10 protein-coding genes are annotated in these 15,183 nt (G+C 62.8%); 5 read left to right on the top strand and 5 right to left on the bottom strand.

Going from position 1 to position 15,183, the window contains the following annotated elements; translation table 11 throughout:
- Position 1 precedes the first annotated feature (1 nt).
- Entirely contained in the window at positions 2 to 919 is a 918-nt protein-coding gene (locus tag EAV90_RS09235; protein WP_122402800.1) for a c-type cytochrome, read from the bottom strand.
- Positions 920 to 1,159: 240 nt separating this feature from the next.
- Here EAV90_RS09235 and EAV90_RS09230 point away from each other — a divergent pair, with 240 nt between their 5' ends.
- Positions 1,160 to 1,942: a Crp/Fnr family transcriptional regulator gene (locus tag EAV90_RS09230; RefSeq protein WP_122402799.1), complete on the top strand. Its 783-nt coding sequence runs from the start codon at positions 1,160 to 1,162 to the stop codon at positions 1,940 to 1,942.
- A gap of 231 nt (positions 1,943 to 2,173) precedes the next feature.
- Here EAV90_RS09230 and EAV90_RS09225 read toward each other — a convergent pair whose 3' ends face one another.
- Both EAV90_RS09225 and EAV90_RS09220 read right to left on the bottom strand, forming a co-directional pair.
- Positions 2,174 to 2,782: a cysteine hydrolase family protein gene (locus EAV90_RS09225; RefSeq protein WP_122406618.1), complete on the bottom strand. Its 609-nt coding sequence runs from the start codon at positions 2,780 to 2,782 to the stop codon at positions 2,174 to 2,176.
- 37 nt (positions 2,783 to 2,819) lie between these two features.
- Positions 2,820 to 5,141, bottom strand: coding sequence for an FdhF/YdeP family oxidoreductase (locus tag EAV90_RS09220; protein WP_129143230.1), 2,322 nt, complete (start codon positions 5,139 to 5,141; stop codon positions 2,820 to 2,822).
- Between the two features lie 176 nt (positions 5,142 to 5,317).
- On the opposite strand from EAV90_RS09220, the gene fdhD reads away from it, so the two are divergent.
- From fdhD to EAV90_RS09195, 4 genes are all read left to right on the top strand, one after another.
- Positions 5,318 to 6,106 (top strand): formate dehydrogenase accessory sulfurtransferase FdhD, encoded by a 789-nt coding sequence (gene fdhD, locus EAV90_RS09215; protein ID WP_208738478.1) that lies wholly within the window; start codon positions 5,318 to 5,320, stop codon positions 6,104 to 6,106.
- Positions 6,107 to 6,511: 405 nt separating this feature from the next.
- The gene (locus EAV90_RS09210; RefSeq protein WP_129143228.1) at positions 6,512 to 7,849 is read left to right on the top strand and encodes an erythromycin esterase family protein; all 1,338 of its coding nucleotides are present in this window, start codon (positions 6,512 to 6,514) and stop codon (positions 7,847 to 7,849) included.
- Between the two features lie 2 nt (positions 7,850 to 7,851).
- Positions 7,852 to 9,174: a phosphoribosyltransferase family protein gene (locus EAV90_RS41435; RefSeq protein WP_122402795.1), complete on the top strand. Its 1,323-nt coding sequence runs from the start codon at positions 7,852 to 7,854 to the stop codon at positions 9,172 to 9,174.
- Between the two features lie 587 nt (positions 9,175 to 9,761).
- Positions 9,762 to 10,919: a S1C family serine protease gene (locus tag EAV90_RS09195; protein ID WP_160118820.1), complete on the top strand. Its 1,158-nt coding sequence runs from the start codon at positions 9,762 to 9,764 to the stop codon at positions 10,917 to 10,919.
- 89 nt (positions 10,920 to 11,008) lie between these two features.
- On the opposite strand, the gene EAV90_RS09190 is transcribed toward EAV90_RS09195, so the two are convergent.
- Together EAV90_RS09190 and EAV90_RS09185 are read right to left on the bottom strand one after the other, a co-directional pair.
- Positions 11,009 to 12,913 (bottom strand): sensor domain-containing diguanylate cyclase, encoded by a 1,905-nt coding sequence (locus EAV90_RS09190; RefSeq protein WP_244607975.1) that lies wholly within the window; start codon positions 12,911 to 12,913, stop codon positions 11,009 to 11,011.
- 118 nt (positions 12,914 to 13,031) lie between these two features.
- Entirely contained in the window at positions 13,032 to 15,164 is a 2,133-nt protein-coding gene (locus EAV90_RS09185; RefSeq protein ID WP_244608019.1) for a glycosyltransferase, read from the bottom strand.
- Positions 15,165 to 15,183: the final 19 nt, after the last annotated feature.

The raw sequence follows: 15,183 nt of genomic DNA, 5'->3' as shown, positions 1-15,183 counted from the left end.
TTCAGGGATTGGGCGTCGGCCGTGCCGGCAATGATTTCACGAAGGTGGCAATCGCCTCACGATCGCTTTCGGGCAGCATCGCCATGTTGGTCACGACTCCGGCCATGGACGAACCGACCCGGCCATGATTCGGCGTGATCCCCGTCTTCAGCATCGCCGCCAATTGCGCTTCCGACCAGTCGCGGAGGCGCGCGGCCGTGATGTTGGGATAGAAACCGGTACCGACGGGGTCCGGTCCGCCAGCATAGCGAGTGCTTGCCTCGATGCCGCCGAACATGTCGCGGGAGGAGTGGCACTCGGCGCAATGGGCAAGCGCCTCGCTCAGATAGCGGCCACGATTCCATCTTTCGTCCTGCGCCGGATCCGGCGCAATCGGGCCGGGCTTGAAGTACAGCATCTTCCAGAATCCGACGAAACGGCGAATGCCGAATAGCGGATTGAGCTCATGGTCCGGGGGACGCCCCTTCACCGCAGGCAGCGTGCGCAAATAGGCCATCAAGTCCCGCACGTCATCAGGACGCATATGCGTGAAGCTTGCATAGGGAAAGACCGGATAATAGTGGCTTCCGTCCGGAGACACGCCGCGCAGTAGCGCATTGGCAAGGTCGTTGGCGGTCCAGTCTCCGATACCGTCGATCCGGTCCATCGAAATGTTGGGCGCACGAAAAGTTCCATAAGGGGACGCCAGAGCAAGTCCACCACCAAGGTGCAAACGATCGGACTGGCCCGGCGATGCATGGCAGGAGGCGCAATCGCCGGCCGCAAAGACGAGCTTGCCATGCTCGACGTCGCCACCCGAGTCGGATACGGCGCCCACCCCGTCCGAGCCGAAGCGCTCCGGCGCGGTGATGAACCATACCCCCACAGCGGCTGCGCACGCGATGAGGATTGCCGACACCAGCCAGAAGCGCCCGCGCATTCGCTTTCAGTTTCCTCCACCTGACCACCGTCCAGTAACGGAGACGAACCGCGCCTGTTCCTGCTCGACAGACGCCGCGGCACTCAGATCAATAGGAACAATGAACGATACGGCACGTCGATATCCGGGCGCTTCGCTGTATCGCCCGGCGCGCCGGAGTAAACGTATCAAAGGTTAATGCCTCCTACCGTCCTTCTCAGTCAAAGTCGGGGACTGGGGCGGTCGGCCATCGGACATCACATGCAGGCAGGATTTGCTTTCTCGAAACTCGCCGATCGCCTGACGAGCCTCGCCGAATTGCCTCCCGACGATCTCGATCTGCTTGCGGACATGCCGAGCAGCATTGCGCATTTCGGCGCGCATCAGACGGTCCTGCGGCACGGCGACGAGGCTGGGCAATGTTGCCTGCTGCTCCAGGGCTATCTGTCCTGGCAGAATCACGAAAGCGCAGACGGTCAGATCACCGCGCTCTGCGTTCCCGGCGACATCGCCAACCTGCACACCCTCTATCGTCCGCGCATCGACGGCAATCTGGTCGCGCTCGGCCCCGCGATCGTCGCGCTTGTGCCGCACCGCTTCTTCCGCGAAGTCACGGCGCGTTCACCGGCGATGTCACATGCGATGCTGCTGATGCTGCTTGCCGACCACGCCATCCAGCGCAATTGGACGGTGAATCTCGGCAGCCGGGACGCATTGACGCGCGTGGCACATCTGCTCTGCGAGATCACCGTCCGGCTGCAAATCGTCGGGCTCGCCAGGGATTTCAGGTTGTCCTCGCCCTTTACCCAGTCCGACCTCGCCGCCGCCTGTAGCATCTCCGCGGTGCATGCCAACCGCACCATCCAGGAGCTGCGCCGCTGCAATCTGCTGCAATGGCAGGGCAAGACCTTGACGATCACGGATTGGCCGGGCCTGGTCCGGCTCGCCGGCTTCGACCCGGCCTATCTGAGCATTCGATCCGGCGCGAACGATGCGCGGCCGCCATACGTGAGGTCGGCGACGGCCGACGTCGCGGTCGCTTGACCGACCTCAGGCAGGGCTATCGCACATGACTCGTTGCGGCGGCCTGCGCGCAAGCCTCGTCCTTCGAGACGGCGCTTACGCGCCTCCTCAGGATGAGGCTAGTCCGCGTCGGGAGCCCGCATAAAGCGGGCGTCTCGAAGATGGCCGCAGAAGCACTCTCAAACGCGATAGCCCTGCACCTCGAGAGGCGCCGAGGCGCACTACTCACCTTGGAGACTGCAGCTCGCGCACCTACTCCCGCCAGAACTCGGCCAGCTCTTCCGCCGTCACCAGATCGACCTGGCCGTGGAAGCGGGTCCGATACATCGTCATGAGCGCATCGTGCCCGACATCGGATGAGCTGCACAGCGCATCCTCCACGATGACGACCCTGAAGCCGAGATCGACGGCGCTCAGGACCGTCGAGAGCACGCAGACGTCCGTCTCTGCGCCTGAAATCACGACGGTACCGACGTTCTTTTCGACCAGCAGGCTCGCCAGACCGGGGTTGCTGAACGCTGAATAGGCCGGCTTATCGATAACGGCGGCCGGCGGCACGAACCGGTTCAAGGCCGGCACGAGCTCGAGAGCGGATGGCGGCAGATGCCTGCGGGTCGCTTGGTGCCAGCGGTGAAAATAGCTCCGCCACTGCCCCGGGCGATCCTCTGGATCCTGCGGCGTGATGAAGCGGGTGAAGATCGTTCTCGCCGGACGGCGCGAAACGACCGAGACGATCGTCGGCAGGACGCGCTCCATCCAGGGCGTCGCCCAAAGGCCGCCGGGAGCGAAAATGTTCTGCATGTCGATGCACAAGTGAACGGCATCGCTGATGTCGGCAACATCCGACGTACCGTCCCTCATCGTGCTCGCCCCCTGAACATGCGGCTTCATCCACCATTCACAACGCCGAAATCGAGGCCTCTCCGGCATCGATGATCTCGGGCGGAACATCCTTGAACAGGCGTACCGGGATGGACTTGGCGGCGGGGACCTTGCTGCCTTCCGCGTAGTGCCAGAGCGGAACGAGCACGTTGCACTCGGGGTAATAAGCCGCAATGCTCCTGCGCGGAATGCCGTAGGGGACGACCTGGAGCTCGCTCAAGCTGCGCGCGACCCCGTCGTCCGCCTCCGTCACCAGCGTGACGGTATCTCCGGATTTCAGCCCGTCGCTTTCCATGTCGGCGGGATTCATGAACACGACATAGCGGCTGCCCTTGATGCCGCGAAAGCGATCGTCTTCCGTATAGATCGTCGTGTTGAACTGTCCGTCGGCGCGCATCGTCATCAACTCATAGATGCCGTCGCTTTCGCGCGGCGGCGCGAAGGCCGACTTCGGAACGGTGAAGTTCGCCTTGCCGCTCGGGGTCTTCCACTTCCGCTCGCGAGCCGCCAGCGGCCGCGGAAAGCCGCCAGGCTCGAACATGCGCGTGTTGAAGTCCTTGAACTGATCAGGATACGTGTGCTCGATGGCATCGCGAACGCGCGAGTAATCGGCGGTCCAGGCATCCCAATCGATCTTGGGATTGGCCTTCAATGTCGCCTTTGCGAGCGATGCGATGACAGCCGGCTCCGACAGGAGCTGTTCGGCCACCGGCCGGCGCTGGCCACGCGAGCCGTGAATACAGGCGGTGGAATCCTCCATCGACACGGCCTGCGGACCACTTGCCTGCCGGTCGATCTCGATCCGGCCGAGACACGGCAGGAGATAAGTGATCTCGCCGGGCACAATATGGGTGCGGTTGAGCTTGGTCGCGATCTGCACCGACAGGCGCAGGTCGGACCACGCGGGCTCCATCAACGATCGCTCGGGCACGGCACGCAGGAAATTGCCGCCAAGGCTGACAAAGCCGCGCACTCTGCCCTTCAGAATGCCCTCGCAAGAGTCGACGGTGGACAGGCCGTCCCATCGCGGCGGCTCGAACCCGTAGAGCTCTGCTAGCTTGTCGAGCGGCACAAGTTTGGTCTTCTCGGAGATACCGACGGTGCGCTGGCCCTGGACATTGGAGTGGCCTCGGATCGGCGAGATCCCAGCACCAGGTTTGCCGATATTGCCGCGGAGCAGCAACAGGTTGACGATCATCTTGGTCGTCTCGACCCCGTGCTTGTGCTGGGTGATGCCCATGCCGTAATTGGCGATCACGGCGTTGGCAGCCATGTAAGTGTTCGCGGCCTCGCGCAAGGCCATCCGGGAGAGTCCCGAGGCCCGCTCGATCTCTTCCCAGCCCTGGGTGCGGCAGAACGCAGCGAATTCCTCGAAGCCGGACGTGTGCTGGTCAATGAACGCAGCATCGACGATGCGCGGACTCCCATTGGCCCGGGCGAGGTCGTCCGCCTCGATCACCCATTTGCAGATCCCGGTGATGGCGGCGGCGTCACCGCCGACCCGTACCTGATAATATTGCGAGCTGATGCGCGTGCCACCCGCGATCATCTGAACGGGATTTTGCGGATTGACGAAGCGCTCCAGGCCGCGCTCTCGGAGCGGATTGAAGGTCACGATCGGGACACCCCGTTGCGCCGCCTCCTGCAGCGGATGCAGCATGCGCGGCGCGTTGGTGGTGGTATTGTGTCCGAAGAAAAAGATGCAATCGGTAGCCTCGAAGTCCTGCAGCAGAACGGTGCCGACCGGAACTCCGATCACCTCCGGCAGTGCCACCGACGTGCTCTCGTGGCACATGTTCGAACTGTCGGGGAAATTGTTGGTGCCGTACATGCGACCGAACAATTGATACATGTAGCTCGCTTCGAGCGAGGCGCGGCCGGACGTGTACATCACGACCGAGCGCGGATCGAGCCGGTTCAGCTCAGTGCCGATGTGCCGGAAAGCCTCGTCCCAATCGACCGGCAGGTATTTGTCGCTGGCCCGGTCGTAACGCATCGGCATCGTCAGGCGCCCCTGCTCCTCCAGCTGGTGATCGGACCAGGTTCGCAGCTCGGTCAGCGTATGCTGCGCAAAGAACTCCGGAGTCACTGTCTTCCGTGTGATCTCCCAGGCAGTCGCCTTGGCGCCGTTCTCGCAGAACTCGAACGGACGCGGCTTGGCCGGTTTGGCCCAGGAGCAGCTGACGCACATGTATCCATCGGGCTTGTTCTGCTTGAGCAGTATCTCGCTGCCGAGGATCGCAACCTCTTCCTGCGTGAGAACATGGGCAAGGGCGTTGAGCGAGCCCCATCCGCCGGCCGGAGCATCATACTTCTCGACCTTCGCCTTCTGTCGCATGATGCTTCCTTCGATTGCAGGCCCCGCACTCAAACCCGAGACACCATTGCAGGTTCCTAAGCGCCCGGAACCTTGCGCGGGCTCGCGCGTCATGACCCGACACAGGACGAGTATCCATGCACGGCTCTCAATCTGGCGCACGCGATCGCGCATCGACACCCACGGCCTCGGTCACAATGCAGCGGCTCACGTCGAGTGGCATGCATGATGCGCGTATCGTGGCAGAGGAATGTCCGGTGGCACTCGTCTACGACGGCACGACCGTCGCGGTCCTGATGGCCACTCCCACCGACCTGACCGACCTGGCCCAGGGGTTCAGTCTGACCGAAGGGATCATTTGCGACATCGGCGAGATCGCGGAACTCAGTGTCGTTTCCGGTCCCGACGGAATCGAGCTGCGTCTGTGGCTGCGACCGGACGCGGGGCGCCGGCTGAAGGAACGACGGCGGCGGCTCGTCGGCCCAACCGGGTGCGGGCTGTGCGGCATCGACAGCCTGCGGGAAGCGGGCCGGATCGTTCAGCCCGTCGAGCACTGGGTGTGCCTCACCTCCGAACAGATCGGCACTGCGATCGCGGCGCTCAGCGACACGCAAGTCCTCAATCACAGGACTCATGCCACCCATGCCGCGGGTTTTTTCGAGCCCGACAGAGGAGCCATGCTGGTCCGCGAGGATGTGGGCCGCCACAACGCGCTCGACAAACTTGCGGGCGCTCTGGCCATGGAAGGGAGATCCGGATGCACGGGCGCCGTGATCCTCACCAGCCGGATATCCGTCGAGATGGTGCAAAAAACGGCAGCTATCGGCGCCGGAATCGTCGTCGGCATGTCAGCGCCAACCGCGCTTGCAGTCCGAACGGCCGAGGCCAGTGGCATCACGCTTGTCGGTATCGCGCGGGGAAACGAGTTCGAGATCTTCAGCCATCCAACGCGGGTGTCTTCGCTCACCGCCGCGGAGCGGCCCTGACCGCGCCGCGTCGAGCCGGATTGCGACGCCGTTCAGGTCCGGGCTCGGCATCTCCTCGATCTCCTCCTTGGTCTAACGGCCTCATGACGGACCGGATCGCGATCGCGGAGTCTCCGCCACTTCTCGAAACCGGCCACGATCGACCACATTGAGCGCGATGACGGCAGCCTGGTGATCACCCCTTTCATCCCAGCCCGCCGCTTGGAGCTCCGGCATGGCTCCATCAGGGATCGGGGTCGCTACGCGACATTCACCGGGCGAGGAACGTCGGACCGGCGCTCGAGTTGGTTCGGGAGTAGCGCTGATCGGCGCTTCCTGCGCAGCGCGCGCCTGGGATAATCCCTGAAGCTCGTGTGCGCGTGCGCATCCCGGAGAAGCGCGCACAACCATCCAGGGGAACCTGGTATGACCCTTTCACCGGCTGCCGTGCAGATTCGCGAAAGGACCAATCGCGAGTTGATCGATCTCCTGCGCGAAGCGGGCGAGCATCTGCCGGCCGCCGAACGGGACGACTTCTCCTCGTTCTTCGACCGGTTCGGCGAGGCCAAAATCGTAATGCTCGGCGAATCTACGCACGGCACATCCGAGTTCTATCGCGCACGTGCCAGCATCACCCGGCAGTTGATCGAGCATCACGGTTTCAACATCGTCGCGGTCGAGGCCGATTGGCCGGATGCCACGACGATCGATCATCTCGTGCGGCAACTGCCGTCCGAACAGCCGCTGGAGCGGCCGTTCGAACGCTTTCCGACCTGGATGTGGCGCAACATCGAGGTGAAGCAGTTCGTGGACTACCTGCGCATCCACAACGATGCCTGCCGCGCGGAGCGGAAGGTCCAGTTCCGGGGACTCGACGTCTACAGCCTGAGGAGCTCCATTGCCGCCGTCATCGCCTATCTTGAGCGCGTCGACCCGGAGCGCGCCCGCGCGGCGCGCGAACGCTATTCCTGCCTCACGCCTTGGCAGGCCGACCCCGCCGGGTACGGTCATGCCGTCATGTTCGGACGAGACACATGTGAGGACGAGGTGGTCGCGCAATTGCGCGAGCTATTGGCGCAGCGCCTCTCCTATGCCGAACGCGATGGCGAGGCGTTCTTCAACGCCGCACAGAATGCGCGGATCGTGCGCGCGGCCGAGCAGTACTATCGCATCATGTATCGCGGTTCTACCGAGTCATGGAACCTGCGCGACCGTCATATGTTCGACACGCTGCAATATCTGATGCAGCAACGGGGGCCGCAGGCCAAGGCCGTAGTCTGGGCTCACAACTCGCACATCGGCAACGCCGCGGCAACTTCGATGGGCTGGGCCGGCGAATTCAACATCGGCGAGCTCGCGCGCAACAGCTATGGCGACGAGGCCGCGCTGATCGGCTTCGGCACCGATCGCGGTACGGTGGCTGCGGCGACCGATTGGGGCGGCGAGATGGAGATCAAGTCGGTTCGGCCCGCGCGCGAAGACAGCTATGAGTACCTGTTCCACCGCACGGGTCTGGCGCGTTCGCTGACCGACTTTCGGCCCCCCGGCCGGGGCGAGCTGCGCGACCGACTGACCGGCCCCAGGCTCGAGCGCGCCATTGGCGTCGTCTACCGGCCCGAGACGGAGCGCCTCAGCCACTATTTCGAGGCGGTGCTACCCGATCAGTTCGATGCCTTCGTCTGGTTCGAGGAAACCAATGCAGTGACGGCGCTTGCGACACGGGCCGCATCGGGCGCCGCAGAAACGTATCCCTTCGGGTTTTGATCATGGCAAGCGCGCGCGACGAGCTCGGCGAAGTGGTTGTCGGTCCGCACCGTCTCGCCGGCATTTTGGGCCTGCCGCAAGGCGCGATCGCCATCGTGATTTTTGCCCACGGCAGCGGCAGTGGCCGCCTCAGTCCGCGCAACAACCAGGTCGCTGCGGCGCTGCGTGAAGCGGGCTTCGCCACGCTGCTGCTCGATCTGCTCAGCCCGGAGGAGGAGCGCGATCGAGGCCACGTGTTCGACATCCCGCTATTGGCATCGCGACTCACGGAGGCCGCGGACTGGACCCGCGACAGGCCGGAGCTCGCAGCGCTTCCGATCGGCTATTTCGGCGCGAGCACGGGTGCTGCGGCTGCGCTGGTCGCGGCTGCCGGCCGACCGGACGTCGCGGCGGTGGTTTCGCGCGGCGGCCGCCCGGACCTGGCTGGCGAGGCGCTGCACGCCGTCACCGCGCCGACCCTGTTGATCGTCGGCGGCGCCGATCTGCCGGTGATCCCGCTCAACCGTTCAGCCTTTGCGGAGCTGTCCTGCGCAAAGGACCTCGTGATCGTGCCGGAGGCGACGCACCTGTTCGAAGAGCCTGGTGCGCTCGAACAGGTGACGCAACACGCCATCCGCTGGTTCCGCCGGTTTCTGCCTTCGCGGCGCTCGGACGCCGTAACGGATGATCATTTGGTTTTTGCCGACCGGCGAGACGCCGGCCGCCGGCTGGCCTCGGCGCTGACGAAGTTCAGAGACAGCGGCGCGATCGTGCTTGCCCTGCCGCGCGGTGGCGTGCCCGTCGCGTTCGAGATTGCGCGAGCGCTGCACGCCCAACTGGACGTCGTGCTGGTGCGCAAGATCGGGGCGCCGGGACACGAGGAACTCGGGCTCGGCGCGGTCGTCGATGGCGCTCATCCGCAGGTCGTGCTCAATGAGGAGATCCTGCGCGAGATCCAGCCGAGCACGGCCTACTTAGAGGCCGAGACCGCCCGCCAGCTCGCCGAAATCGAACGCCGCCGGCAGCTTTACCGCGACGGCGAACCGCCGCCGGAGATTGCCGGGCGCACCACGATCGTCGTCGACGACGGGATCGCGACGGGCGGAACGGTGAAAGCCGCGCTCAGGGCGCTGGCAAGGTCGAAGCCCGGCCATCTCGTACTTGCAGTGCCGCTGGCTCCCCGCGACTCGCTTGCCGATCTCAGTGCGGAGGTGGACGAGATCATCTGTCTCGTCAGCCCCGATCCGTTCTTTGCGGTGGGCATGCATTACAGGGATTTCGGCCAAACCTCGGATCAGGAAGTCACTGAGCTCCTGCGCCGCTCGAAGGCCACAGGAAGCGCTTAGTTGCCGCATCTCCGACGCGAGCGTCGCCGAATGCGGGCTCGATCAAGCGCTTGCCACCTACCGGGCCAGTACGAGAGAGAGTATCGCCAGAATCACGGCGCCGATGAGCCCCGCCAGGAAGATTGCTCTTCTCGCTGGCGTGCGAAGAATGATCTCTCCGCCCCTCGCCTTCTCCGCCGGATAGGGGTCCTTTGGCGGAGGGGGCGGCTCTGCTGGGCCTTCACGGTCGGCAAATGCAGATGGCGGAGTTCGGCGTGAACTTTCCTGGCGGCGCGTGGGCTCCGCCCGGTCCAACCAGGAACGGACTGTTCGCGGACGATAGAAGAAACCTTTGGCTCAGCTTGTCGTTGGGCGGAAGGTGGCGCTTACCGATCTCGGTCGTTGCGAGGCCAGGATGCCCTGCGAGGCATTTCAGAGGCGACCAAGAAGGAAGGTCGCCACATGCGGAGCAACTAACAAGCTGCCGCAGCCGCAATGTACTCAGTAGGCGATTTCGGCGAGCCAAGGCGCACCATCTCCTTGAGAGCACAGCTTTGCAAGACACGACAGCCGGCGATCGAAGCAGAGAGCCAGACAACGGAAGAGCTATGAAAATGGACTTGGCGTTACGAAAACTGATTCACGCCCACCTTCGAACATCTGCGATCAGCATGGTCGCACTAGCGGCCCTGACGGTTAGTACCGCGCCTGCCGAGCCGAAGTCGGATGGAGCGCCCAATACTTTCGCTGAGATCGCTGAGAGAGTTCAGCCGGCGGTCATTGGTGTCATCTCGAAATCTGCCGAACCTGAGCAAATTGTGCCAGATCTGCCGTTCAGCGATATGCCAGATGAAGATACCCCCGACGCGCAGGCCTCGAAACCCTCCGAAAAAGACCCGAACGTACGCGAAACGATTGCAATCGGATCGGGCTTCTTCATCTCTCCGGACGGCTACGCCGTGACCAACAGCCATGTCGTCAAGGACAACGGTACTGCCGAGATCCGCACGACCGACAAGAAAACCTACTCGGCAAAGGTGATCGGGAGGGACCCGCTCAGTGATCTGGCCCTCATCAAGGTCGACGGCCGCACCGACTTTGGCTACGTGAAGGTGGCGGAACAATCACCACGCGTCGGTGACTGGGTGCTCACCGCGGGCAATCCATTCGGGCTTGGTGGAACAGTCACGGCGGGCATCGTCTCGGCCCGCGAACGCGAAATCGAGAATGGTCCGACCGACGGCTTCCTTCAGATTGACGCACCGATCAACAGCGGCGATTCGGGCGGGCCAACTCTCGACACCAACGGCGATGTCATTGGCGTGAACAGTATGATCCTTTCTCTATCGGGTGGCTGGGCGGGCGTTGCATTTGCCATCCCAGCCGAAACGGTCAGGAGCGTGATACCCCAACTGAAGGAGAAGGGTACCGTAACACGCGGGTCGATAGGGGTCGAAGTCCAATCAGTGACCCCCGAGATCTCCGACAGCCTCGGTGCCGACGATCTTCACGGTGCGATCGTGACAAACGTTCAAACCAATGGTTCCGCGGCGAAGGCCGGCTTGCGAAGCGGCGACGTCATCACGAAGGTAGAAGGAGATGCGGTCAGGAGCGCCTCCGAATTGACAAAGAAGATCCACGCTATGGCACCCGGCTCCTCAGCTCAGCTCGCGATGGTTCGCGCCGGAAAGCAAAGTATATTGAGCGTGACCTTGGACCAGCTCCCACGCGAGCCGCGGCAGCGTCCACCTATAAATCCGGAGTAGTAGCCAACGTCCGCTGGAAAAGGCCTGGACCAGGAGACTTGGGCGACCAGGAGACTTGGGCAACCAGGAGACTTGGGCTGAGTTGCCATTCAAGCCCGTATCGAGCCGGGCCACGCGATGATTTGCCCTGACATCACAAGGCCGTTGCGCCCGCTGTCCTTGGCGGCGTAAAGCGCCTTATCCGCAGCCGCTATTAATGACGCGCAATCCGCCCTGTCGGTCAGCGCCACATGTGTTGCGCCGCCAATGCTCACAGTGACTTGCTTGGACGGCGGGTTGAGCGCGTGGAGGATGCCGAGTTCGTGGATCGCTTGCCGAATTTGCTCGCCGACCTGCTGGCAACCGCCTGCATCGGTGTTCGGTAACAGCAAGGCGAATTCCTCGCCACCATAACGCGCCGCCAGATCTGCCGGGCGTCTGGCGTACTCGCCCAGGACCCTGGCGATCGAGCGAAGACACGCGTCGCCGGCTTGATGGCCGTACTGATCGTTGAAGCTCTTGAAATGATCGACGTCGATCAGCAATAGCGATAAAGGCGTTCCGTCGCGCCTGGCCCGATCCCATTCCGCCGTCAGCCGCTCGTCGAAGTGCCTGCGATTTGCCAACGCCGTCAGGCCATCCGAAGTCGCGAGAGCCGACAGCTTATCCTCCAGGTCCTTATGCTCGGTCATGTCGCGCGAGATCGCCACTACGCCGTCGATGTCTGCACTCTGCTGATTCCTGGTGACGCGCAGCGCAGTTTCGATCCAGACCTCACTTCTCTCGCGATGACGGGTGCGATATGCAATTCTCGCCTCTTCGGCTTCGCCCTTCATCAGCGCGGAGATCGTTTGCTCAACACGTGCCAAGTCCGCGGGATTGATCCCGGCGAGAATTGACGTGTTCACCAACTCATTCGGAGCCCAGCCAAGAACCCGAGCGCTGGATGGCGACGCATAGAGGATCCGCCTGTCGATCGCGATGCGCATCACCATATCACCCGACTCCTCTGCAAGGAGGCGAAAATCTGCCTCCTTGGCGACCAGGGCTGCGGCCATCTTTTGCCGCTGGTGCAATTGATGCACCAGCAGGAGCCCTGCAACCGCCAGCCCTCCTGTCAGTCCCAGGACTGCAGCCATGCGCCCCAGAGCGGATCTGCGCCAGGGAGCCAAGACGTCCTCTTCGGATTCCGTGGCAACCACGAGAACAGGGTAGCGGGTGCTCCGTTGATAAAAGCTCAGGCGCCGAACCCCGTCGAGAGGCGAGGTGAAGTAGTAGGCGCCCGCAGCCGGCCGCTCGTGGAGGTTCCTGAACAGCGGTGCACCAGACAGATCGCGGCCCGTGTATCCGTTGTCGGGGCTGCGTGCGAGCACAATGCCATCAGCAGCAGCCAGCGCGATCGAACCATTCGGGCCGACGTCGAATCCGGCATAAAACTGCAGAAAAAAGTCAACGTCGATCGTCGTAAGGGCGACCCCCGCAAAACTGCCGTCGGGGTGATTGAAGCGCCTTGACGCGGTGATGATCCATTGCCCGCCCGATCGGCTCTTCACCGGATGTCCAATGAAGGTTCTCCGGTCATCCACGGCGCGATGATGCTGGAAATACTCCCTATCGCTGTTGTTGAGACCGGCGAAGTCCAGAGGCTCGCTGGTTGCGAGCCAGCGTCCGGTCTCGTCATAGATGAACACCGCCCGAATTCGATTCGCTGCCTTGCGCCGGGAAAGAAAGGCCTGAATCTTGGCAATTGCCGCAGGACCGGTTCCCTCGAGTTCGAGCTGGCCAACCAGAACATTGAGAACGGTGTCCGTGAGCTCGAAGGTGTCGTCCGCGTGTTGCGTCAGCGATCGGGCCAGATTGGCCATGTCCGTTTCGGAGTTCTTTAGCGTCGCTTGTCGCGAGGACCACTCCCGCCAGCCACTGAGTGCGACAATCGCCGCGCAGGCGACCGCCACAAATACGGATGCCCAGAACGTCAGACGCCCTTGGCGAACATCGCGGCGGTGATCGGCCAAGAGATATTCCCTCCACTCCTGAAACCCAAGACGAGTCGGGCTATGACGGGTTTGCCCATTTTCGGTTGAGGTTTGTGGCAGAACGTAGAAGGCGGCTGACCGCATCGCCGCCGACCGGCTAAGGCCAGGTTCTGGTGAAACCTGTCGGATGCAGGTTTCGAACTCCAGCGAGATGTGCCAGATCGCCGATCCGCGGTTGAGGCCGGATGACGAGGTTCTCGGCCGGCAGACGCTCAGCCGACGAAGACGCTGCGCCACTTGTCTCAATCCGGGGCAACGGCGCGGCCATTGACCAGATGCTCTTGAGCATCGTCGTGTTCACCGACCAAGCAACAGCGCTGGTCTCTTTCAGGCGGCCAACGGTGAAGAGCTTGCGAATCAACAGGTCTCGTTCAAGCGACTGTGGCAACCTGAACTGCAGTCCGACGAAGTGATCTCGTTGCTGCACGCTCGTCGCCTCGATCCAGCCCACCTGCATGATGTGTACGCGCAGCGGTTCTCCGTTGCGCGGGCACTCGAGACCGGAATCGAGCAAGACGCCCGCGCCGGAAAGGGAGATGTTGCTGATGCGCCCGGAAAGCAGCTCGCCAGCGTCGGTATGGATCACGACCGGTTCGTCGACTTCGAAGCGCTCCTCGGAACGCCCCATCCGCGCCTGTAGCGAGGTCATGCAGACGAAGAAGAGCACGACGATGTTCACGACGGACCAGAAGGCGACCATCGGTAAAGCGGCAGGATGATCGATGATCCGCCATTCCGGGATGGTGTTCAGAACGAGGCCGACAACCGTCAACGCCATCAGGGCCGCCGATAGCCAGAAGATATCTGCAGCATAAGTCGTGCGGCGCGCGGCGGCTCCCTTCGGCGTCACCCTGAATGCATGCCCTTTCGGCTTGACGAGTGTCCCGAGTACAGTCGGCAGAATCTTGAAGCTCTGGATAGTCGCCGACACCTGAGCAGCGAGCGGAAAGTGCGCGTGGGGCGCGAACCAGGAAATACCGCCGTTGAGCGCCAGGATCGCGGGAAACAAGTAATAGAAGACCGATTCAGGGGTGACCTCGACGACAGGCGCAAGGCCAGTCCACATGAAGACGATCGGAACCACCACGACCATGAGCGCCCGCAAGCCCAGTGAGAGCCAATGAGTCGGAAAGAAGAGGAGCCGATGCATCAGGCTCAGTCCGGGGCCGAGCGGCCCGGCGGCGAGATACAGGGTCTGGATCGCGCCGCGCGCCCAGCGTTGCCGTTGCACGAAAAACGCGCCAAGGCTTTCCGGCGCAAGGCCAATTGCCAGCGGTTCGCAAAGATAACGGGTGACGTACCCTTTGCGCAGCAGGACCAGCGTCAGCAGGATGTCTTCGGTGATGGACTGGGTCGGCAAGCAATCGCCGACCGTACGGAGGGCTGCACGACGGGTGACGGAGTTGGACCCACAACAGAAGGCACCATCCCAGCCGTCGCGCGCAGGCATGATGCAATCGAAGAAGAATCGTTGTTCGTCCGGCAGTCGCCGGTGCAGACCGAGATTCGCCTGCATCGGGTCCTCGTTGTAGAAGGCGTGCGGGCTCTGAACGATTGCGATCTTTGGATCGGCGAAGAAGCCCATTGTGCGCATCAGGAAATTGCGCTGCGGCACGAAGTCCGCGTCAAAGATCGCAAAGAAATCGCCATGCGTCATCGTCAGCGCATGATTGATATTACCGGCCTTCGCATTCAAATTGTCGGAACGAGTGAGATAACCGGCCCCCTTGCGTTCGCAGAGTTCCTTGAGCCAGGGCCTGCGACCGTCATCCAGGACCCAGACCTGGAAGTTGGGATAGTCCAGACATAGTGCGCCCGTGATGGTCTTTTCCAACACATCGAGCGGCTCGTCATAGGTGGGAATGAAGACGTCGACCGAGGGCAGTTCATCCTGCAGCAGGCCGCGAAGCCGGCGTTCGTGCTGATCTGCCTCGCTGCGTCGATCGGTCCTGCGTAGGAAGGTCAGGTAGAGAATAAACTGATCCGTGAAGGTCAGGAGCTCAACGAAGAGACAGAACCAGATCCAGCCGACCTGATACCAGCTCCCGCTTGCCGGCAGCACCGTTGTGAAGACACGCCATTCGAGATAGCGGGCAACGACGAGCCATACCGCGATGAAGACCGCTATACGCGCCCATGGGCGCGCGACCGCAAAGGTCGGCGCCAACAGGTACATCGCCGCAAAGACGCCCAGCATTGGCGCGAACAGCTGAGAGAGAGGCAGAATCATGGCCTGCACGGCAGTTCTC

Source organism: Bradyrhizobium vignae (genome assembly GCF_004114425.1).
Lineage (GTDB): Bacteria > Pseudomonadota > Alphaproteobacteria > Rhizobiales > Xanthobacteraceae > Bradyrhizobium > Bradyrhizobium vignae.
The sequence above is the reverse complement of the archived record's forward strand: the minus strand, read 5'-3'. Positions and strand labels throughout refer to the sequence as shown.